At 30.9% G+C, this 20,776-nt stretch carries 22 protein-coding genes, 1 tRNA gene and 1 other annotated feature; of the genes, 20 read left to right on the top strand and 3 right to left on the bottom strand.

Translation table 11 applies throughout. The annotated features are described in order from the left end of the window. The first annotated feature begins 154 nt into the window (after positions 1–154). The 6 genes from G594_RS0113905 (at position 155) to G594_RS0113880 (ending at position 5,929) form a co-directional block, all read left to right on the top strand. Positions 155–610 (top strand): CtsR family transcriptional regulator, encoded by a 456-nt coding sequence (locus G594_RS0113905; RefSeq protein ID WP_027099141.1) that lies wholly within the window; start codon positions 155–157, stop codon positions 608–610. Positions 611–621: 11 nt separating this feature from the next. Then, positions 622–1,164: a UvrB/UvrC motif-containing protein gene (locus G594_RS0113900; protein WP_027099140.1), complete on the top strand. Its 543-nt coding sequence runs from the start codon at positions 622–624 to the stop codon at positions 1,162–1,164. Continuing rightward, entirely contained in the window at positions 1,145–2,146 is a 1,002-nt protein-coding gene (locus tag G594_RS0113895; RefSeq protein WP_027099139.1) for a hypothetical protein, read from the top strand. Before G594_RS0113900 ends, G594_RS0113895 begins: the two co-directional genes overlap by 20 nt. Positions 2,147–2,167: 21 nt before the next feature. Then, entirely contained in the window at positions 2,168–4,612 is a 2,445-nt protein-coding gene (locus tag G594_RS0113890) for an ATP-dependent Clp protease ATP-binding subunit (RefSeq protein WP_027099138.1), read from the top strand. 148 nt (positions 4,613–4,760) lie between these two features. Continuing rightward, complete coding sequence (gene trxB, locus G594_RS0113885; protein WP_027099137.1) at positions 4,761–5,699, top strand: thioredoxin-disulfide reductase; 939 nt, start codon at positions 4,761–4,763, stop codon at positions 5,697–5,699. Positions 5,700–5,701: 2 nt separating this feature from the next. After that, positions 5,702–5,929 carry a glutaredoxin domain-containing protein gene (locus tag G594_RS0113880; RefSeq protein WP_027099136.1) on the top strand — a complete coding sequence of 76 codons (228 nt, stop codon included), beginning with the start codon at positions 5,702–5,704 and terminating at the stop codon, positions 5,927–5,929. A gap of 139 nt (positions 5,930–6,068) precedes the next feature. Here the strand turns inward: G594_RS0113880 and G594_RS0113875 are convergent, their stop codons facing one another. Together G594_RS0113875 and G594_RS20170 are read right to left on the bottom strand one after the other, a co-directional pair. After that, positions 6,069–6,296: a glutaredoxin family protein gene (locus G594_RS0113875; protein WP_027099135.1), complete on the bottom strand. Its 228-nt coding sequence runs from the start codon at positions 6,294–6,296 to the stop codon at positions 6,069–6,071. 125 nt (positions 6,297–6,421) lie between these two features. After that, a complete protein-coding gene (locus tag G594_RS20170) occupies positions 6,422–6,589 on the bottom strand; it encodes a hypothetical protein (RefSeq protein ID WP_155849314.1) in 168 nt (55 codons plus the stop codon). A 129-nt stretch (positions 6,590–6,718) separates the two neighbouring features. Between G594_RS20170 and G594_RS0113865 the strand changes: the two genes are divergently transcribed. The 4 genes from G594_RS0113865 to disA all read left to right on the top strand — a co-directional run bounded on the left by G594_RS0113865 (position 6,719) and on the right by disA (position 10,843). Further along, a complete protein-coding gene (locus tag G594_RS0113865; RefSeq protein WP_027099134.1) occupies positions 6,719–7,441 on the top strand; it encodes a GntR family transcriptional regulator in 723 nt (240 codons plus the stop codon). After that, the gene (nagB, locus tag G594_RS0113860; protein ID WP_027099133.1) at positions 7,438–8,166 is read left to right on the top strand and encodes a glucosamine-6-phosphate deaminase; all 729 of its coding nucleotides are present in this window, start codon (positions 7,438–7,440) and stop codon (positions 8,164–8,166) included. Before G594_RS0113865 ends, nagB begins: the two co-directional genes overlap by 4 nt. 229 nt (positions 8,167–8,395) lie before the next feature. Then, positions 8,396–9,763 (top strand): DNA repair protein RadA, encoded by a 1,368-nt coding sequence (gene radA / locus G594_RS0113855; protein WP_027099132.1) that lies wholly within the window; start codon positions 8,396–8,398, stop codon positions 9,761–9,763. Positions 9,764–9,778: 15 nt separating this feature from the next. Then, on the top strand, positions 9,779–10,843 hold the full coding sequence (gene disA / locus G594_RS0113850) for a DNA integrity scanning diadenylate cyclase DisA (RefSeq protein ID WP_027099131.1): 1,065 nt from the start codon (positions 9,779–9,781) through the stop codon (positions 10,841–10,843). Between the two features lie 55 nt (positions 10,844–10,898). Here disA and G594_RS0113845 read toward each other — a convergent pair whose 3' ends face one another. After that, a complete protein-coding gene (locus G594_RS0113845) occupies positions 10,899–11,291 on the bottom strand; it encodes a nucleoside triphosphate pyrophosphohydrolase family protein (RefSeq protein WP_027099130.1) in 393 nt (130 codons plus the stop codon). 280 nt (positions 11,292–11,571) lie between these two features. Here G594_RS0113845 and G594_RS0113840 point away from each other — a divergent pair, with 280 nt between their 5' ends. From G594_RS0113840 to tuf, 10 genes are all read left to right on the top strand, one after another. Further along, positions 11,572–12,666: a PIN/TRAM domain-containing protein gene (locus tag G594_RS0113840; protein WP_027099129.1), complete on the top strand. Its 1,095-nt coding sequence runs from the start codon at positions 11,572–11,574 to the stop codon at positions 12,664–12,666. Positions 12,667–12,678: 12 nt separating this feature from the next. After that, positions 12,679–13,359, top strand: a complete 681-nt coding sequence (ispD, locus tag G594_RS0113835) for a 2-C-methyl-D-erythritol 4-phosphate cytidylyltransferase (protein ID WP_027099128.1) — start codon at positions 12,679–12,681, stop codon at positions 13,357–13,359. A gap of 62 nt (positions 13,360–13,421) precedes the next feature. Further along, positions 13,422–13,602: a binding site (T-box leader), on the top strand. 79 nt (positions 13,603–13,681) lie between these two features. After that, on the top strand, positions 13,682–15,397 hold the full coding sequence (locus G594_RS0113830; RefSeq protein WP_027099127.1) for a proline--tRNA ligase: 1,716 nt from the start codon (positions 13,682–13,684) through the stop codon (positions 15,395–15,397). A 16-nt stretch (positions 15,398–15,413) separates the two neighbouring features. Next, entirely contained in the window at positions 15,414–16,826 is a 1,413-nt protein-coding gene (gene cysS / locus G594_RS0113825; protein WP_027099126.1) for a cysteine--tRNA ligase, read from the top strand. A 52-nt stretch (positions 16,827–16,878) separates the two neighbouring features. Beyond that, on the top strand, positions 16,879–17,301 hold the full coding sequence (locus tag G594_RS0113820) for a Mini-ribonuclease 3 (protein WP_027099125.1): 423 nt from the start codon (positions 16,879–16,881) through the stop codon (positions 17,299–17,301). Beyond that, positions 17,288–18,130, top strand: coding sequence for a 23S rRNA (guanosine(2251)-2'-O)-methyltransferase RlmB (rlmB, locus tag G594_RS0113815; protein WP_373208017.1), 843 nt, complete (start codon positions 17,288–17,290; stop codon positions 18,128–18,130). The genes G594_RS0113820 and rlmB overlap by 14 nt, the downstream gene beginning before the upstream one ends. A gap of 13 nt (positions 18,131–18,143) precedes the next feature. Continuing rightward, positions 18,144–18,656: an NYN domain-containing protein gene (locus tag G594_RS0113810; protein WP_027099123.1), complete on the top strand. Its 513-nt coding sequence runs from the start codon at positions 18,144–18,146 to the stop codon at positions 18,654–18,656. 92 nt (positions 18,657–18,748) lie between these two features. Continuing rightward, entirely contained in the window at positions 18,749–19,369 is a 621-nt protein-coding gene (gene sigH / locus G594_RS0113805; protein WP_027099122.1) for an RNA polymerase sporulation sigma factor SigH, read from the top strand. Between the two features lie 76 nt (positions 19,370–19,445). Next, a tRNA-Thr gene (locus G594_RS0113800) sits at positions 19,446–19,521 on the top strand. A 59-nt stretch (positions 19,522–19,580) separates the two neighbouring features. Then, positions 19,581–20,774, top strand: a complete 1,194-nt coding sequence (gene tuf / locus G594_RS0113795) for an elongation factor Tu (RefSeq protein WP_027099121.1) — start codon at positions 19,581–19,583, stop codon at positions 20,772–20,774. The last annotated feature ends 2 nt before the right edge of the window (positions 20,775–20,776 follow it).

The raw sequence follows: 20,776 nt of genomic DNA, 5'->3' as shown, positions 1-20,776 counted from the left end.
CAAAAACCTCCTAAATATTTATAAGTATATTATGTGGAATTTTATAAAAACTAAACTAAGAAGTAATATTATGGCTTGATAATAATATGAATTAATATTATTATTAAAATATAGGTCAAAGTAAGTCAAAAACAACGTTTAAGAAGGTGATATTATGGCAAGACTTTCAGATATAATTGAAAGCTTTATTAAAGAAATGCTAAATGAGAATGGTGGCGATCAAGTTCAAATACAAAGAAATGAATTGGCTGATCAATTTAGATGTGCACCATCACAAATTAACTATGTATTAACTACACGATTTACCTCTGATAAAGGTTATGTTATAGAAAGTAGAAGAGGTGGCGGTGGTCATATTATAATAAAACAATTAACTTATGATGGAACAGAACAAAGAAGTAGATTAATATATGATGCTATAGGTTCATCAATTACATACCATAATGCATTATCAATAATAGAAAATTTATATGAATTAGATATAATTACAGAAAGAGAAAAAGAAATTATGAAGATTGCTATTAATGATAGATCTTTAATTTCTATAGAAGAGAAGAATAAATCTAGAGCAGATATTCTTAAAGGGATGGTTATGGTCATATTATCATAGGGGTGGTATTTATGTTGTGTGAGAAGTGTAATAAGAGAGTGGCAACAATACATTTAATAAAATTAATCAATGGAGAGAAGTCTGAAGTAAGACTTTGCGAAAGTTGTGCTAAAGAAATTTCTGATATTTCTTTAGTTGGTTCATTAGGAAGCATAGATGAAATTTCTATTCCCAATATTTTAGGTGGTTTTTTTGAATCCATTGATAAAAATAAACCAAATAAAATAGAAGTTATATGTAAAAAGTGTGGATTGACGTATTCTCAATTTAAAGCTAGTGGACAATTAGGTTGCGATGAATGTTATCAAAGTTTTTCTAGTTATTTAAGACCTATGTTTAAAAGAATACAAGGGGATTTAGAGCACATAGGAAAGGTTCCAAAACGTTCAGGTGTTAAGCTTGTTGAGAAAAAGAAGTATGTTAATTTAAAAAAGGAACTACAAAAAGCTATTTTAGAAGAAGAGTATGAGAGAGCTGCAGTCTTAAGAGATAAGATAAAAGATATAGAAAATAGTAGGACAGAGGTGGGCAAAGATGAGAAATTGGATTTATAGTAAGGCCCAAAATGATGATTTAATATTGTGTAGTAAACTTTCCTTAGCTAGAAATTTAGAAGGAATTTTATTTACAGATAAACTAGAGGTGGAGGATGCTAAAAAGAATGTAGATAAATTATCTAATGTTATATTTAGCAAACTAGATGATGAAGAGTTAAAAATAATAAAGTTTTGGGATAATCATATTGATTATATAAAGTCATATGAGGCAAAACTTTTAGTAACTAAGGAATTAGTTAAGAGAAAAGATAGAGCAGCCTTAATTATTAATAAAGAAGAAACAATTAGCATAATGATTAATGAGGTAGATCATTTAAATATACAATGTACTACGGAAGGAATGAATTTAAAAGAAGTATATGAAGTTGCTAATAAGATTGATGATTTAATAGAAGAATATATAACATATTCTTTTCACGAAGATTTTGGGTATTTAACATCTACTCCTAGTAAAGTTGGTACTGGGATGAAAGCATCAGTAATACTACACTTACCTGCATTGTCAATGAGTGAAGAAATTACTAATATTTCAAAGGGGTTAAGTCAGGTAGGAATGACTATAAATCCAGTATATTCAGATGGTAATATATATGAGGTTTCAAATAGAATATCTTTAGGCATAACTGAAGATGAGATAATTAATAATCTGGAGGGAGTAGTTGAAAATATTATACAAGAAGAGATTAAGTTTAGGGATATAGTAATTAATAAATGTAAAGATGAATTAGAGGATAAGATATTTAGATCCTATGGAATATTAAAAAATGCTAAGTTAATGTCTTATAAAGAACTAGTAGAATTATTATCATATTTAAGGTTAGGAGTAGAGACGTATGTCCTAGACTTAAATAAAGATATCTTGAACAAGCTTCTAGTTTATACAAGTGATGAGGCTATACAAAATAAATTAGGTAAATCATTGACTAATAAAGAGAAAAAAGCTGAAAGAGCTGTATTGATAAAAGAATTATTAAAGTAATTATGGTAGGAGGTGTTGTAAATGTCATATGGGAAATTTACAGAAAGAGCTCAATTAGTAATAATGGGAGCACAAAAAGAGTCTCAAAAATTTAAGCATGGGTATATAGGAACTGAACACATATTGATAGGAATTATGGCTGAAAAGGGATACTCTAGTGAGTTGTTAGAAAAGTATGGTGTAGAAATAGAAGAAATAAGGAATATGCTAGAGGAATACTTAGGTTATGGAGACTCACTTATGCCAAAAGGCGAGTTATTACTAACTCCAAGGACTAAAAGATTATTTGATGAAAGTATTATAGAAGCAAGGAAATTAAATCATAAATATGTTAGCCCAGAACATCTTCTATTGGCATTGATAAATGAGGAAGAAGGAGTGGCGTATACCATATTATGCCAATTAAGACTAAATTTTAAAGAGATAAAAAGCGATCTGATTCTGTTTTTGTCAGGAAAAGAAGATGAAGAATTGAATGATGATGAAAATGAGAGTAGTAAAAAGAAAGATACTCCAATGTTAGATCAATATGGTCATGATTTAACTGAAATGGCAAAGGATGATAATCTTGATCCTGTTATAGGAAGAGAGCAAGAAAATCAAAGAGTTCTAGAAATACTATGTAGAAGGATAAAAAATAATCCATGTCTTATTGGTGAACCTGGAGTAGGTAAAACAGCTGTAGTTGAAGGATTAGCCCAAAGAATTGTTAATGGTAATATTCCAGAAATTCTTAGGAATAAAAGAATTATTAGTTTAGACTTAAGTGCTATGGTTGCAGGTGCTAAATATAGAGGTGAATTTGAAGATAGATTAAAAAAAGTTATGGAAGAAATAAAAAATAATCCAGATATCATCATATTTATTGATGAAATTCATACTATAATCGGTGCTGGAGGGGCAGAAGGTGCAATAGATGCATCAAATATATTAAAACCTGCCTTATCTAGAGGAGCAATTCAGTGTATAGGTGCTACCACCATTGATGAATATAGAAAACATATTGAAAAGGATACAGCTTTAGAGAGAAGATTTCAACCCATTATAGTAGGTGAACCTACAAAGGAAGAAACTCTTGAAATATTAAAGGGGTTAAGGGATAAGTATGAATCACATCATAGAGTGAAAATAACAGATGATGCTTTACATGCTGCTGTAGATTTAGCTGATAGATATATAACTGATAGATTTATGCCTGATAAAGCTATTGACTTAATTGATGAAGCTGCGGCTAAAATCAGAATAGAGAGTTTAGTTGCTCCGCCCAATTTAAAAGAAATTGAAGAGGAAATAGAAACAGTAGTAAAGGAAAAGGAAGAATCTATTAGAATACAAGACTTTGAAAAAGCTGCAAGATTAAGAGATGATGAAAAGAAACTTAAAGATGAGTTAAGTGAAATAAAGAAAGAATGGACTACCAATAACCAAGTTAATTCTCTTACAGTAAGTGAAGAAAATATAGCTAATGTAGTATCATCTTGGACTAAAATCCCAGTAGAAAAGTTAACTGAGAAAGAAAGCGATAAACTACTTAGAATGGAAGAAATTTTAAAGAAGAGAGTTGTAGGACAGGAAGAAGCGGTAAGGGCTGTAGCAAGAGCAGTAAGAAGAGCTAGAGTTGGTTTAAGAGATACTAAAAGACCAATAGGTAGTTTTATATTCTTAGGACCAACAGGGGTTGGAAAAACAGAACTATGTAAAGCCTTAGCAGAAGCTATGTTTGCAGATGAAAATAGCATAATTAGAATTGATATGTCTGAATATATGGAAAAACATTCAGTATCAAGACTTATAGGGTCACCTCCAGGGTATGTTGGATATGATGAAGGGGGACAGCTAACTGAAGCAGTTAGAAGAAGACCATATTCGGTTGTGCTTTTAGATGAGATAGAAAAAGCTCATCCAGATGTATTTAATGTGCTTCTTCAAATTATGGAAGATGGAAGACTTACTGATGGTAAAGGAAAGTTGGTTAACTTTAAGAATACAATAATAATAATGACATCTAATGTGGGGGCTCATACAATAAAGAAACAAAAAACTGTGGGATTTAGTGTAAATGATAGAAAAGAAACTGAATATGAAAAGATGAAAGAAAATATAATGGGAGAATTGAAAGAGAAATTCAAACCAGAGTTTTTAAATAGAATAGATGACACTATTGTATTTAAAAAGTTAGATGATGAAGATATGAAATCTATCATAGATTTAATGTTGAATTCTATTATTGAGAGACTTAAAAATAATAAAATTTACCTTAGATTAAGTGACGAATGCAAAGATTTCTTAGTTACCAAAGGATCTGACACTAATTATGGAGCTAGACCTTTAAGAAGAGTTATAACTAAAGAGGTAGAAGACAAATTAAGTGAAGAATTACTAACAGGAAATATAAAAATAGGAGATACAGTATTAGTTTCGGTAGAAGATAATAAGCTTAAATTTAAAGAACTACAAGAAAGTTAGGATATAAAATAAGCCTGCAAGCACATAATATTATTAGGATTTGCTTATGGGCTTATTTTTATATAATGTTAATTAATAATTATTATTGAATATTTCATAGATTGTGATATAATAAATATATACCCCCATAGGGTAAAGGAGTGATTGCATGAATAAAGATATAAAAGATATAGATTTAGTAATCTTGGGTGGAGGACCTGCAGGTTTAACTGCTGGAATTTATGCTTCAAGAGCTAAGTTAAATATGATAATACTTGAAAATTCTATCTTAGGAGGTCAAGTTAGAAATAGTTATACTATAGAAAATTATCCTGGATTTAAAAATGTAGAAGGAAGCATGTTAGCGGATATAATGCAAGAACAAGCAGAGGAACTTGGAGCGGTAATTGATGAGTTTGATCCAGTAGAGGATGTAAGACTTGATGGTGAATATAAACTTGTAGAAACTGAAAGCTATATTTACAAAGCAAAAAGTTTAATAATTGCAACAGGAGCTTCACCTAGAAAGTTACCTATTCCTAATGAAGGGAAATTTGCAGGCAAAGGAATTCATTATTGTGCTGTTTGTGATGGTGCAATGTATGAAGGAAAAGTTGTTGGTGTAGTAGGAGGAGGTAATTCTGCCTTAGAAGAAGCTATCTTTTTAACTAGATTTGCCAAGAAGGTATATCTTATTAGAAGATATGATTATTTTAGAGGAGAAAAGTCTTTATTAGATCAAGTTGAAAAGAATGAAAAAATAGAGATTCTATACAATGAAGATTTGGTAAATGTAGAAGGAACAAACTTTGTAGAAAAGGCTATAATAAAAAATACACTTACTAGAGAGGAAAAATCTATAGATATAGATGGTGTATTTGGCTATATTGGAACTGAGCCTAAAACAGATATGTTCGGTAAATACATTAACCTAACTAAGAATGGTTATATTATTACAGATGAAAATATGAACACTAATATACCTGGTGTATATGCAGCAGGGGATGTTAGAGAAAAGTTATATAGACAAATAACAACAGCAGTAGCTGATGGTACTATTGCAGCACTAGAGGCTGAAAAATTTATAATATCAAATAGGAGTGAATAAAAATGATAAAAATATATTCAACATCATGGTGTCCAGCTTGCGTAAAAGCTAAAAAGTATCTAGGTTTAAAAGGATTAGCATTTAGTGAGATAAATGTTGCAGATGCTCATGAAGATAGAGAAGAGGTATTTAAGGTTTCAGGTCAAAGAACTGTACCAGTATTAGATATTAATGGAGAAATAATTGTTGGATTTGATAAGAGTGCAATAGATAAGGCTATCAATAAGTAGCCTATAGGATAGTATTAAAAGATATTTATAAAGGTATATTTTAATAATGGATATTTAAAAATACTATAAAAAACACCTAGAATGAATTATTACCTGTATATTTACAGGAGCGTATCATAATAGGTGTTTTTTTATTAGTTTATTTAGTTAAAGCTGTATCTATAGCTGGTTTATCAAAACCAATTACAACAGTTCCATTTATGTCTAAAACAGGTACTCCCATTTGTCTGGATTTTTGAACCATTTCTTGTCTAGCATCCATATCTTCAGCTACGTTAAGTTCTTCAAAAGCTATATTTTTTGATTTTAAATAATTCTTAGCCTTTACGCACCAAGGGCAAGAATCTGTAGTATATACTTTAATCATTATATAATCCTCCTAATAAAAATTAATGGTTATTAACATTAATTTTAGTTTATAACTAAATATAGAAATTTTCAACAATAACTCTTATGTAATATATAATATGAAAAGATTATATGTTTTGTTATTTATTTTATTATATTTTCATTACTTAAATTAGAATTTAATATATGATTATTTATTTCATCATTAGATTGCTGTGATGAAAAAATGTCAGTAATATTAATTTCAGAGTTATCTTTTAAAATATTTTTCCCGGTAATATTTATATTATTTAATGTATTTTCAGTAAGCATAGAATCATCTCCTTAAATTGTTTATAATTAGTATTTGTAAGATGATAGATTTCTATGCTAATTCTTAATGTATAGTGGTCTAGACAAGTTAATTTTGGTTTGATATAATTATTGAGGAGGAAGTTAAGTATGATAGATAAAAGCAGTCCTATTCCTGTATATTATCAATTGAAAGAAGACATTCTAAAGAAGATAAGAGAAGGTGTTTGGAAGGTTGGTCAATGTATAGATAGTGAAAGGGAACTTTCTGAAAACTATGGTGTTAGTAGAATGACAATTAGGCAAGCTTTAGGAGAACTAGTTCAAGAAGGTATATTAGTAAGAGAAAAAGGAAAGGGCACTTTTGTTTGTGAGCCGAAAGTCAAGCAGAAAGATATGATGAGTTTCTCTGAAATAATTAAAAGAACTGGTAGGACTCTAGAAACTAAGGTTATTGAATTTAATAAAATACCTACTCCAGAAGATTTGACAGATACTTTTTCTTTTGAGGAAGTTTATAAGATAAATAGAAATAGAATAGTTGACGGTGAATGTATAGCCAATGAGGTTGTATATATACCTTCAGACTATTGTGGATTTATAAATGAAGAGAAGTTAAAAGGATCTTTATATAAGATATTAGAGGAGTTTGGATACTCTGTGGAATATTCGGAATCATCTATAAAAGCAGTTATAATGGATGAAACTAATAAAAAGATTTTTGGAGTGGATGAGCAAGTACCATTACTTCAGATAATTGGTAAAACTATAAATAGCGATGGAAAGGTACTTTTTGTAGAAGAGGCTACCTATAGATCAGATAAATATATTTTAGAAGTAAATATTTTAAGACGAGAGGGGAAATTAAAGTGAAAGTAATAATAGCTAAAGATTATGATGAAATGAGCAGATTAGCAGCGGAAGAAATGGCAAAGGTAGTAGAAGTTAAACCAAATGCTGTTTTAGGATTAGCTACAGGTGGAACTCCAGTAGGAATGTACAAAGAGTTAATAAAGATGAACAAAGATGGAAAAATTGATTTTTCTAATGTAACAACTGTAAACTTAGATGAATATGTAGGACTTGCTGGAGATCATCCACAAAGTTATAGATATTTCATGAATGATAACTTATTCAATCATATAAATATAGATAAGAGTAGAACTTTTGTACCTAATGGACTAGCTGAGGATATAGCTGAAGAAGGAAGAAACTATGATAAAAAAATAGATGAGTTAGGTGGAACTGATATTCAATTATTAGGTATTGGTAACAATGGACATATAGCATTTAATGAACCAGATCAAGATTTGGTTGCAGGAACTCATTTAACTGGATTAACTCAAAGTACAATAGAAGCAAATGCAAGATTCTTTGATTCTATTGATGAAGTTCCAAAGACAGCTATAACTATGGGACTTGGACAAATAATGAAAGCTAAAAAGATTCTTTTAGTTGCTAGCGGTGAAAGTAAGGCAGAAGCGATTAAAGGTGTATTAAGTGGTAAGATTACAACTTCAAATCCTGCAACTATGTTACAAATGCATAGAGATGTAGTTGTTATAATTGATGAAGCTGCAGCTAAGCTTGTAAAGTAATAAAGTTGGTAATAATAGAAGGTGAGATAAAAATATCTCACCTTTTCTTTTGGTTGGACGATAAATAAATGTAAAAAAATAAATTTGAATTGTAAATTATATTTTAAAATTATGATATTATTATATAGTTAGGAACGAAGATTAAAAATATATAAAGATAACAATATATAAATATATAAATATAACAATATATAAAGTTGAGTTTTGAATATGGAAAGGAGGAGAGCGTATGGCTAAAATAAAAACTATTTTTACATGTCAAGAGTGTGGTTATGAATCACCAAGGTGGCTTGGAAAATGTCCTTCTTGCAATCAATGGAATACTTTTGTTGAGGAATTAAAAGATAACAATACCATAATAAAAGAAAAAATAAGTAAAAGTATATTGCCAGAAAATATGCCAAAGAGTATAGGGGAAATAAAGTCTGGAGAAAAAGAAAGATTTAAAACAAATCTAAAAGAACTTGATAGAGTACTTGGAGGAGGATTAGTAAAAGGATCTTTAACTTTAATTTCAGGGGACCCTGGAATAGGAAAGTCCACGTTACTATTACAAACAGCTAATAATATAGCGTCTAAGTACGGAAAAGTTTTATATGTATCTGGTGAAGAATCAGAAGAGCAAATTAAAATTCGTGGGGATAGGTTAGGGGTAACTGCTAAAGATTTATTTATAGTTTCCGAAACTAATTTAGATACAATTGATGCATACATAGAAAATATACAACCAGTGTTTGTTATAATAGACTCTATTCAAACTATTTATAAAGAGGGGGTAACATCTGCGCCAGGAAGTGTATCTCAGGTAAAGGAATGCTCAAATGAATTGATGAGAATAGGTAAAGGAAAAAATATACCTTTATTTATTGTTGCACATGTTACAAAACAAGGAGCTCTTGCAGGTCCAAGGGTATTAGAACATATGGTAGATACAGTTTTATACTTTGAAGGTGAAAGAACTGAAGAGTTTAGAATATTAAGAACCATAAAGAATCGTTTTGGAACAACTAGTGAAATTGGTGTTTTTGAAATGAGAGGGGAAGGTTTAGTTGAAATATACGATCCTTCAAAGATGTTTTTAGAGGATACAAACTTTAATCAAGAAGGTTCAGTTGTTATTGGTATAATGGAAGGAACAAGACCAATACTAGTAGAGATTCAAGCATTAGTTACTCAAACTAACGCTCCAATGCCAAGGAGAACTGGTGTTGGAATAGATAATCAAAGATTGAGTTTGATTCTTGCAGTTTTAGAAAAGAAGTTAAGAATACCTTTTTATAATCAAGATGTATATGTAAATGTTGTTGGTGGTTTAAACATAGATGGAACTACAGCTGATTTAGGTTTAGCATTAGCCTTATTATCTAGTGTAAAGAATAAAGGTATATCTTTACCTAAGGTAGCTATAATTGGAGAAGTTGGATTAACAGGAGAAATAAGACCTATAAACTCAATTGATAGATTAGTAAATGAAGCAGAAAAAATGGGGTTTGAATATGCTATAATACCTTTTAGAAATAAAGATAGAATTAGCAATGAATCAATTAAGGTTATAGGTGTAAGTAATTTAAGAGAAGCTATTGGAAAAGTTTTTTAAAAAGTGGGTGAGTGTATGAGGTTAGAGAAAGATTTAGAAATAAAAAAGATATTAGAGTTAATGTGCCCAGGAACTGCATTAAGGGAAGGGTTAGAAAACATATTAAGGGCTAAGACTGGTGGATTAGTAGTATTAGGTGATAGTGAAGATATAATGAGCATAGTAGATGGCGGATTTTATATTAATTCTGAATACACTCCAGCTTATGTATATGAATTAGCTAAAATGGATGGGGCTATAGTAATTAGTGGAGATTTAAAGAAGATAGTTTGTGCAAATGCTCAACTAGTACCTTCATCAACAATTCCTACCTACGAAACAGGTACTAGACATAGAACAGCAGATAGAGTAGCAAAGCAAACTGGAAGGGTAGTTATTGCTATTTCTCAACGTAGAAATATAATTACAGTATACAAAGGTGATATTAAGTATGTATTAAGAGAAAGTAGTATTATATTAGCAAGGGCTAACCAGGCTGTTCAAACTCTTGAAAAATATGTTGCTGTTTTAGATAGAGTAATTAATAATTTAAATTTATTAGAGTTTCAAGATTTAACAACTTTATTTGATGTGGTTACAGCTATTCAAAGAACTGAAATGGTTATGAGAATAGTAGAAGAAATAGATATATATATATTGGAGTTAGGGAACGAAGGTAGACTTATATCTATGCAATTAAATGAGTTAGTAAGACATATAGAGAGAGATGGAATTCTATTAATAAGAGATTACTTTAAGAAAGATGATACTGTTGATAATATATATAAAGATATACAAAAGTTATCTCAAGAGGAATTGCTAGACTTAGAAGTAATATCTAGAGTATTAGGATATTCAGGAGAATCTTTAGTTGATACATTAGTTTCTCCAAAAGGATATAGAATATTAAGTAAGGTGCCTAGAATTCCTTCAAATGTTATAGAAAACTTAATTAAGCATTTTGATAGATTTAATCAAATAATAGATGCTGATATAGAAGAATTAGATCAAGTAGAAGGAATTGGAGAAGCAAGAGCAAGAGCGATAAGAAATGGATTAAAGAGGATAAACGAACAGGTTTATTTAAATAAAGAATTATAAATTAAAACTGTGTCTATAATATATAAGACACAGTTTTTTATTCTACAGAAAGATTTTATCTAAATGTAAACTTACCTAGTGTGTTAATTCTATCATGTTCCTTTAATAGGACATCATAAAGATTAATGCCAAGGTCATTGCATAAAGATGTTAGATAAAAAAGATTATTTCCCATTTCTCTCTCAATAATTTCACGACAGTTGTCACATAAATCACCTTTAATATGTGTATCAAGTAATTCGCTTATATCTTCTATCGAATCATCAGGAAGATGTTGCTTCTTTGCATTAATAGTAAGACATCCACAATTTGTAACAGATTTTGCAATAGCTCTGTTTACCCTAGAACATGACTCAGAGTATTTAGTAATTAAATCTAAAATACTTTTGTGTCTTAATAAAGAATCGTTAACAGAGTTTTGAAAATCATCAAATATTATATCCTTCATGTATCTCACTCCTTTGTGTTTTTAAAGGTGTTACTTTAAAATAATTATAGTTATAAAAAGTTAAAAATGTCAATAATAGGTTGTTGGTTACCCTTAGCCTATGTACCTATAATAATAGAATAATTACTTAATTAATAGGGGGTACAAAAATTAAAAATATCTGAATTTAAAACATATTTTAACTAGAGTATAGTTTGGTATGATATAATGTAAATAAATCCTAATATAGTGGGGATTTAAATAAAATAAATTGTCAATAATTATATAAGGAGGTGGTAAAATGCTTAAAAAATTAATTAGAGGGTTGTTTTCTATAGCAGGACTAATTATTGGTTATGTTGTTGGAGATGCCGTTATTAAAATTGATAAAATTCAAAGTTTAGGTATTCTTTCAAAAACTTATGGTTCGGTCTTATTTATAGTTCTTATTTGTTTATTATTTGGTCTTATTTTTTATCTTATTTCACCTGCGATATATACAGCAATATCTAATTTAATTGATTATATTGAAAAAAATATTCAAAAGTTAACAATTAGCGAAATTGCTTATGGTGCAATAGGTGCTTTAATTACCTTAATTATTACTGCATTATTGACTAGGCCTGTAATGGATTTTCATCCAATAATGGGTCCGTTATTAGTAGTTTTAATAAATGTAATTGCAGCAATAATTGGCATGGATATTATGATAAAGAAAAAGGATGATATAACAAATATATTAGTTGGACTTAAAAAGAATAGTAGCGTTAAAGAAAAGAAAACAAAAACTACTATAAAAACTATACCTAAAGTTCTAGATACATCTGTAATTATAGATGGAAGAATTTTTGATATATGTCAAACAGGTTTTGTAGAAGGACCTTTAGTGATACCTAATTTCGTATTAGATGAACTAAGGCACATATCAGATTCATCAGATGGATTAAAAAGAAATAGAGGCAGAAGAGGACTAGATATATTAAATAAGATTCAAAAGGAGCTACCTATAGAAACTCAAATTTGGGAAGGTGATTTTCCAAAGATTGAAGAGGTAGATAGTAAACTATTAAAACTTGCACAAACTTTAAGTGGAAAAGTAGTTACAAATGATTTTAATTTAAATAAAGTAGCAGAGGTTCAAGGTGTACCAGTATTAAATATCAATGAACTATCGAATGCTGTAAAACCTGTAGTAATTCCTGGTGAAGAGATGACTGTAGATGTTGTTAAAGATGGTAAGGAATCAAGTCAAGGTGTAGCTTATTTAGATGATGGAACAATGATAGTAGTTGAAGGTGGTAAAAAGCATATAGGATCAACAATAGATGTTATTGTTACGTCTGTCCTTCAAACAGCTGCTGGAAGAATGATTTTTGCGAAACCAAAAGATAGCTAAGAGAGGATTAATATGATATCTGCGATTATTTTAGCAGGTGGTAGAGGCAAAAGAATGGGTGCAGATGTGAGTAAGCAATTTATCCATATCAATGATAAGCCCTTAATCTACTACACATTAAAAAGATTTATTAATTGTACTTTAATAGATAAAGTTGTATTAGTGTTGCCTAAAAATGAAATTGAGTATTGTAAAAATGAAATACTCAATAAGTATTTGTTAAAGGTAGATTATATTGTAGAGGGTGGAGCAGAAAGGCAGGATTCTGTCTATAATGGATTAAAGGTGTTAAATAATACAGATATAGTTTTAATTCATGATGGTGCAAGACCTTTTGTAAGTGAAAGAATGATAAAAGATGGTATTGATAATGCCAGAAAGTATGGAGCTACGGCCCCTGGAGTTATGCCTAAAGATACAATTAAAGTTAAGGATGATGAATCTTTTTCAGTAGATACTCCTGATAGAAGTACCCTTGTATCAGTGCAAACTCCTCAAGTTTTTAAGTATGATTTAATTATGAGTTGTCATGAGAGTGTTAAATCTGAAGGAAAGATAGTAAGTGATGATACTATGGTGGTAGAATTATACGGAAATAAGGTGTATTTATATAATGGTGAATATACTAATATTAAAGTTACAACACCAGAAGATTTAATTATAGCTCAGTATTTGGCTAAAGACTTTCACTAGAGTTGACACCTTTTTACCTACAAGTTATAATAAGTATTACTAAAAAATTATAAAAGTTTATGTAAAAAGCAATGATGAAGAATAGTAAAAATCGCACTTTCAGAGAGAAAATCCATGGCTGTAAGATTTTCAATAGATTTTGAACCAGCTTCGGAGCAATAGGCAAAAACTATCGGTTTAATACCGTTATCATTATTAGAGAATCAATTTAGGTGGTACCGCGATTAATAATTCGCCCTAATATATTTAGGGCGGATTTTTTTATTTTAAATGTAGATTAATTTGTTAAAACATATAGAATGATACGAGGAGGAAGTTTATTATGAAAATGTCAAATATGTTAATGTTAACATTAAGAGAAGTTCCAGCGGAAGCTGAAATAGAAAGCCATAAGTTAATGCTTAGATCAGGAATGATGAGAAAGATGGCTTCTGGGGTATATAACTATATGCCACTAGGACTTAAGGTTTTAAAAAACATAGAAGATATAATCAGAGAAGAAATGAATGCTGCAGGGGCTCAAGAATTCTTAGCATCTGCGTTACTACCAGCTGAATTATGGCAAGAATCAGGTAGATGGGATGTTTATGGAGCAGAAATGTTCAGATTAAAAGATAGAAACAATAGAGATTTTTGTCTTGGGCCAACTCATGAAGAAGTATTCACTGATATAGCTAGAAATGAAATTAAGTCATATAAGCAATTACCAGTAAATTTATATCAAATTCAAACTAAGTATAGAGATGAAAGAAGACCTAGATTTGGGGTTATGAGAAGTAGAGAATTTGTTATGAAGGATGCCTATAGCTTTGATAAAGATCAAGCAGGATTAGATCTTTCATATAATAAAATGCATGATGCATATGTTAAAATATTTAATAGATGTGGAATTGATGCTAAATGTGTAGCTGCCGATTCTGGTGCAATTGGTGGTGCAAATTCGGCTGAATTTATGGTTAAATCAGAGGTTGGTGAAGATGATGTAGTGTTCTGTACAGTTTGTGATTATGCTGCTAATATAGAAAAAGCAGAAGCTACTCCTGATATAGCAAAAGCAGAAGAATTATTAGAAGTTGAAAAGGTTGCTACTCCTGACAGTAGAGGAATAGATGAAGTATCTTCATACTTAAATGTATCCCCAAAGAAAACAGTAAAACTTTTAATGTACAATATAGATGGAAAGATAGTTGGGGTAGTTGTTAGAGGAGATAGAGAAGTTAATGAAGTAAAAGTATCAAATGCTGCAAATGCTGCCACTGATATAATGATGGCATCTCATGAAGAATATAAAAATGCTACAGGATGTGAAGTGGGATTTGGTGGACCAGTAGGTTTAAAAGTAGATTTATTATTAGTTGATGAAGAAGTTAAGAATATGTATAACATGATTGTTGGAGCTAACGAAACTGGATATCACTTAAAAAATGTTAATTATGGAAGAGATTTTGAAGGGACTGTAGGAGACTTCAGAAATGTAGAAGATGGTGGGAAATGTCCATTATGTGGTGGAAAAGTTTCTATAGCTAGAGGTACAGAAGTAGGGCATATATTTAAGCTAGGAACTAAGTACTCAGAAGCTATGAATGCTACTTTTATAGATGAAAATGGAAAGAATACTCCATTTGTAATGGGATGTTATGGTATTGGAGTTACAAGAACCATGGCTTCAATAATAGAACAACATCATGATGAAAATGGTATAGTATGGCCATTATCTGTTGCACCATACCATGTGTCAGTAATTCCTGTAAATATAAAAGATGAAGAACAAATGAAGGTTGCAGAAAAATTATACAATTCATTAAAAGACCTAGGTGTGGAAGTTTTAATGGATGATAGAAATGAAAGAGCTGGTGTTAAGTTCAAGGATTCTGAAATAATCGGAATACCTATGAGAGTTACTGTTGGTAAGAAGATTAGTGAAGGGGCAGTTGAATTTAAGTTAAGAGCTGGCGGCGATAATGAGGTTATTAAGATAGAAGATGTTTGTAATAGAGTAAAAGCGTTATTTGAAGAAAACAACCTTAAATTAAAGTAATTTAGGAGGATAAAAGATGAAGCTATATAATACTCTGACAAGAAAAAAAGAAGAATTTGTACCTATTACTCCAGGGGAAGTAAAGATGTATGTCTGTGGTCCTACAGTATATAATTTCTTTCATATAGGAAATGGTAGAACTTTTATTGTATTTGATACAATTAGAAGATACCTAGAGTATAGAGGATACAAGGTGAAGTTTGTACAAAATTTTACTGATATAGATGATAAAATGATAAATAAAGCTAATGAAGAGGGAACAACAGTAAAAAACATTGGAGATAAGTATATATCAGAATATTATACAGATGCTGATGCACTTAATATTGAAAGAGCAACTGTAAACCCAAGAGCTACAGAGTTTATAGATGATATTATTGACTTTGTATCTAAGTTAATAGAAAAGGGATATGCTTATGAAGTAGATGGAGATGTGTACTTTAGAACTAAGAAGTTTGAAGCGTATGGTAAACTTTCAGGACAAAGTTTAGAAGACCTTCAAATGGGAGCTAGTAATAGAACTTCATCTGCAGCAGATGAAAGAAAAAAAGATCCTATGGATTTTGCTATTTGGAAAGCTCAAAAGCCAGGAGAACCTGCTTGGGATTGTCCGTGGGGTAAAGGAAGACCAGGATGGCATATTGAATGCTCATGTATGGCTAAAAAGCTACTAGGAGAAACAATTGATATTCATGCTGGAGGAATGGATTTAGCGTTTCCTCATCATGAAAATGAAGTGGCTCAAAGTGAAGCATTAACTGGTAAGACGTTTGCTAATTATTGGTTACATTCTGCTTATGTAAATGTAAATAATCAAAAAATGTCTAAGTCTCTAAATAATTTCTTCACAGCTAGAGATATATTAAAAGAATATGATGCAGATGTAATTAGATTCTTTATGATGTCAGCACACTATAGAATACAAATTAACTTTAGTAAAGAGTTATTGGATTCAGCTAAAGCATCTATGGATAGATTATATAATGCAGTATCTAATTTAGAAAACTTAATAGGTGAAGTTTCTAAAGAAGAAATGAATGAAGAAGAGAAGAGTTATTTGGATTCTCTAGATAAGTATAGAGAAAGATATATTCAAAAGATGGATGATGATTTTAATACTGCTGACGCATTAACTGTATTATTTGAATTATCTAAGGATATAAATACTAATATAACTATTAATTCTTCAAAGGAATTAGCTACAAAGGCCTTAGAATTAATAAGAGAGTTAGGAGGTCCTTTAGGAATCCTACAAAAATCAACAAAAGGTGATCTTGAGAGTGAAATAGAAGAATTAATAGAGCAAAGACAAAATGCAAGAAAGAATAGAGATTTTGCATTAGCTGATAAAATTAGAGATGATTTGAAGGCTAGAGGAATTGTGCTTGAAGATACTCCACAAGGAGTTAGGTGGAAAAAGGTAAATTAAGATATTTATTAAGGGTTGCAGGATTTGCAACCCTTATTTAAAGGAGAATAAAATGTTAGAGGATTTAAGAGTAAGAGAATTTACTAAAGATGAAGCTAGAATGTTAAATCCACTTCAGCTTGCATTAGTTGGAGATGGTGTATATGAAGTGTTTATAAGAAACTATATATTATCTTCTAATTCTGAGTTATCGGCTCATAAAATGCATAAAGAGGCTATAGGATATGTAAAGGCTAAGAGTCAATCATTGGCTATGCATAAATTGGAAGATGAGCTTACAGAAGAGGAGTTATATATATATAAAAGAGGTAGGAACACTAAGTCGGCCACTGTACCTAAGAATGCAGATGTTAGAGATTATAGAATGGCAACTGGTTTTGAAAGCTTAGTTGGATATATATATTTAATAGGAAATAAGGAAAGATTAAGTTATATAATGAATAAAAGTATCGAAATAATAAATAACGAAGAGTAAAGGAGTAACTTACATGGCTAAAAGAGAAAAAAATACTGTAAATAAACATAAAGAAAAGTCGTCTAGAGGCGAAAATCATACTGTAGAGGAAAGAGAAGATTTAATAGCTGGGAGAAATGCAGTTACAGAAGCTATTAAAAGTGACAGGACAATTGAAGCGTTATACATAGCTAAGGGACAGACTGAAGGGTCAATAAATAGTATTATTTCTTTAGCAAAAGAAAAAAAGTTGGTTATAAAAGAAGTTGATAGAAAAAAGTTAGATTTATTATGTGGGGGTATAGTACATCAAGGTGTAGCTGTAAGGATTACTCCATATAAATACTATGAAGTATCTGACATATTAAATTTTGCAAAGAAAAAGGGAGAAGCACCGTTTATTGTAATATTAGATGAAATAGAAGATCCTCACAATCTTGGCTCTATAATAAGAACGGCTGAGTTATGTGGAGTTCATGGAATTATAATTCCTAAAAGAAGAAATGTAGGTGTTACTTCTACTGTATATAAGTCTTCAGTTGGTGCGATAGAACATATGAAGGTAGCAAAGGTAACTAATATAAATAAGGTTATAGATGAGTTGAAAGAAGAAGGTATATGGGTGTATGGAGCCGATATAGATGGTGTGGAATATAGCTATGAAGTGAATTTTTCAGGACCATGCGCCATTATTGTTGGGAGTGAAGGTAAAGGGATATCTAAACTTACTCTTAAAAAGTGTGACAAGTTGGTTAAGATACCTATGGTAGGAAAAATTAACTCTTTAAATGCTTCTGTTGCAGGGGGTATAATGATGTATGAAGTGTTAAAAGGAAGATTAATTAAATAAATGAGGGATACTTGTGAAGTTAGTATTTGTAGATGGGTATAATGTTCTTAATAGTTGGCCTAATTTAAAGACTGATAAAGAGTATACTTTTGATGGTACAAGGGAAAAGTTGATTGACATAATGCATAATTATGGTTCCTATAGTGACTGCAAGGTTATATTAGTTTTTGATGGGTATAAGGTCGCTGGCAATAGAGAGAAAAAAGAAGAAAAAAATAAAAATTTAACTATTGTTTTTACGAAGGATGGTCAAACAGCAGATAGTTACATAGAAAAAGAAGTTCATAATGTAGGTAGAAAGTATGAAGTGTATGTAGTTACATCTGATTGGATGGAACAACAAACTATATTTCAAAGAGGTGCAGTTAGAATGTCATCTCTTGAATTCTACAATGAAGTTATGAAAACCGAAAAGAATATACGAATGAAGTCTGAAAAAATTAAAAATCCTAATAAAAATCATTTGCAAGATAATATTGATAATGAAGTGCTTAAGAAGTTAGAAGATATGCGAAGGAGCAAGTGAAAAATTTGACTTAATTTAATAGGGTAGAGTATAATTTTAATTATATAATATCATAGTTCGGAGGGGGAGAAGTGTTTAACGAAGGGTATTTGATGGAAAACTATTCAGAGTTTGATGAAAAGTTAGATGAAGAAATTGTTTTAGAAGCAAAAAACGGTAATGTAAGAGCACAAGAGTATCTTATATCTAAGTATGAGAACTTTGTGAAGGCAAAAGCTAAATCTTACTTTTTGATTGGTGCTGATAAAGAAGATATATATCAAGAAGGTATGATAGGACTTTATAAAGCCATAAGGGATTTTAAACCTGATAAGTTAACCTCCTTTAAAGCATTTGCTGAACTATGTGTTACAAGACAAATAATAACAGCAATTAAGACGGCGACAAGGCAAAAACATATTCCCCTAAATACATATGTGTCTTTAAATAAACCAATTTATGAAGAAGAGTCAGATAGGACACTTTTAGATGTGTTAGCTGGATTTAGGATAACTGATCCAGAAGAGCTAGTTATAAGCCAGGAGCAAATGGAGCATATTGAGGGAGAAATATCAAAAGTATTATCTGATTTAGAATTAGAGGTACTTACATCATATCTAGATGGTAAATCTTATCAAGAGATTGCTTGTGATTTAGATAGACATGCTAAATCTATAGATAATGCACTACAAAGAGTTAAGAGAAAACTTGAAAAATGCTTGCATTTGGAGTAGTTAATTTGTTGTTGACAAATAAAAAATTTGATAGTAAACTTTATAATTGGTATATTGAAAAAGTCAATATATGAGTGCTCACGTAGCTCAGTCGGTAGAGCGTCGCCTTGGTAAGGCGGAGGTCGTCGGTTCAATCCCGATCGTGAGCTCCACGAAATAAGCAGTGAACGCTAGGCAAAGTTTATTTAAGAAATAGTAAGGAGGAATTACAATGGCAAAGGAAAAATTCGAGAGAAATAAACCCCACGTAAATATTGGAACAATCGGTCACGTAGACCACGGTAAGACAACACTTACAGCAGCAATCACAACAGTTTTAGCAAACAGAGGATTCGCTGAAGCATTCGATTACGCAGAAATCGATAAGGCACCAGAAGAAAAAGAAAGAGGAATCACAATCAACACTGCACACGTTGAATATCAAACAGATAACAGACACTATGCACACGTTGACTGTCCAGGACACGCTGACTACGTTAAGAACATGATTACAGGAGCTGCACAAATGGATGGAGCTATCTTAGTATGTTCAGCAGCAGATGGTCCAATGCCTCAAACAAGAGAACATATACTACTAGCATCAAGAGTTGGTGTTGACTATATCGTAGTATTCTTAAACAAAGCAGATATGGTAGACGATCCAGAATTACTTGAATTAGTAGAAATGGAAGTTAGAGAATTATTAAGCGAATACAACTTCCCAGGAGATGACATTCCAGTAATAACTGGTTCAGCATTAAAAGCATTAGAAAACCCAACAGATGAAGAAGCTACTAAGTGCATCATGGAATTAATGGAAGCAGTAGATAGCTACATTCCAACTCCAGAAAGAGCAACAGATAAGCCATTCTTAATGCCAGTAGAAGATGTATTTACAATCACTGGTAGAGGAACAGTTGCAACAGGAAGAGTTGAAAGAGGTATCCTACATGTTGGAGACGAAGTTGAAGTAGTAGGATTAAAAGAAGAAAAGATGAAGACTGTAGTAACAGGAATCGAAATGTTCAGAAAGTTACTAGACGAAGCGCAAGCTGGAGATAACATCGGAGCATTATTAAGAGGTGTTCAAAGAACTGATATCGAAAGAGGTCAAGTATTAGCTAAGACTGGATCAGTACACCCACACAGCAAGTTCGTAGGTCAAGTATACGTACTTAAGAAAGAAGAAGGTGGAAGACATACTCCATTCTTTGATGGATACAGACCACAATTCTACTTCAGAACAACAGACGTTACAGGATCAATCAAATTACCAGAAGGTATGGAAATGGTTATGCCTGGAGATCACATCGATATGAACGTTGAATTAATAACTCAAGTAGCAATGGACGAAGGTTTAAGATTCGCGATCAGAGAAGGTGGAAGAACTGTAGGTTCAGGTGTTGTTACTAGCATAATAGAATAATT

Source organism: Clostridium paraputrificum AGR2156, assembly GCF_000424025.1.
Taxonomy (GTDB): Bacteria; Bacillota; Clostridia; order Clostridiales; family Clostridiaceae; genus Clostridium; species Clostridium paraputrificum.
The sequence above is the reverse complement of the archived record's forward strand: the minus strand, read 5'-3'. Positions and strand labels throughout refer to the sequence as shown.

Excerpts from the sequence above, each read along its gene's own strand:
- tuf (WP_027099121.1), top strand. The coding sequence starts at position 19,581 with ATGGCAAAGGAAAAATTCGAGAGAAATAAACCCCACGTAAATATTGGA.
- sigH (WP_027099122.1), top strand. The coding sequence starts at position 18,749 with ATGGAAAACTATTCAGAGTTTGATGAAAAGTTAGATGAAGAAATTGTT.
- G594_RS0113820 (WP_027099125.1), top strand. The coding sequence starts at position 16,879 with ATGTTAGAGGATTTAAGAGTAAGAGAATTTACTAAAGATGAAGCTAGA.
- G594_RS0113905 (WP_027099141.1), top strand. The coding sequence starts at position 155 with ATGGCAAGACTTTCAGATATAATTGAAAGCTTTATTAAAGAAATGCTA.
- G594_RS20170 (WP_155849314.1), bottom strand. The coding sequence starts at position 6,589 with ATGCTTACTGAAAATACATTAAATAATATAAATATTACCGGGAAAAAT.
- G594_RS0113890 (WP_027099138.1), top strand. The coding sequence starts at position 2,168 with ATGTCATATGGGAAATTTACAGAAAGAGCTCAATTAGTAATAATGGGA.
- radA (WP_027099132.1), top strand. The coding sequence starts at position 8,396 with ATGGCTAAAATAAAAACTATTTTTACATGTCAAGAGTGTGGTTATGAA.
- G594_RS0113900 (WP_027099140.1), top strand. The coding sequence starts at position 622 with ATGTTGTGTGAGAAGTGTAATAAGAGAGTGGCAACAATACATTTAATA.
- trxB (WP_027099137.1), top strand. The coding sequence starts at position 4,761 with ATGAATAAAGATATAAAAGATATAGATTTAGTAATCTTGGGTGGAGGA.
- G594_RS0113880 (WP_027099136.1), top strand. The coding sequence starts at position 5,702 with ATGATAAAAATATATTCAACATCATGGTGTCCAGCTTGCGTAAAAGCT.
- G594_RS0113845 (WP_027099130.1), bottom strand. The coding sequence starts at position 11,291 with ATGAAGGATATAATATTTGATGATTTTCAAAACTCTGTTAACGATTCT.
- G594_RS0113830 (WP_027099127.1), top strand. The coding sequence starts at position 13,682 with ATGAAAATGTCAAATATGTTAATGTTAACATTAAGAGAAGTTCCAGCG.
- G594_RS0113875 (WP_027099135.1), bottom strand. The coding sequence starts at position 6,296 with ATGATTAAAGTATATACTACAGATTCTTGCCCTTGGTGCGTAAAGGCT.
- cysS (WP_027099126.1), top strand. The coding sequence starts at position 15,414 with ATGAAGCTATATAATACTCTGACAAGAAAAAAAGAAGAATTTGTACCT.
- G594_RS0113840 (WP_027099129.1), top strand. The coding sequence starts at position 11,572 with ATGCTTAAAAAATTAATTAGAGGGTTGTTTTCTATAGCAGGACTAATT.
- ispD (WP_027099128.1), top strand. The coding sequence starts at position 12,679 with ATGATATCTGCGATTATTTTAGCAGGTGGTAGAGGCAAAAGAATGGGT.
- G594_RS0113895 (WP_027099139.1), top strand. The coding sequence starts at position 1,145 with ATGAGAAATTGGATTTATAGTAAGGCCCAAAATGATGATTTAATATTG.
- disA (WP_027099131.1), top strand. The coding sequence starts at position 9,779 with ATGAGGTTAGAGAAAGATTTAGAAATAAAAAAGATATTAGAGTTAATG.
- G594_RS0113865 (WP_027099134.1), top strand. The coding sequence starts at position 6,719 with ATGATAGATAAAAGCAGTCCTATTCCTGTATATTATCAATTGAAAGAA.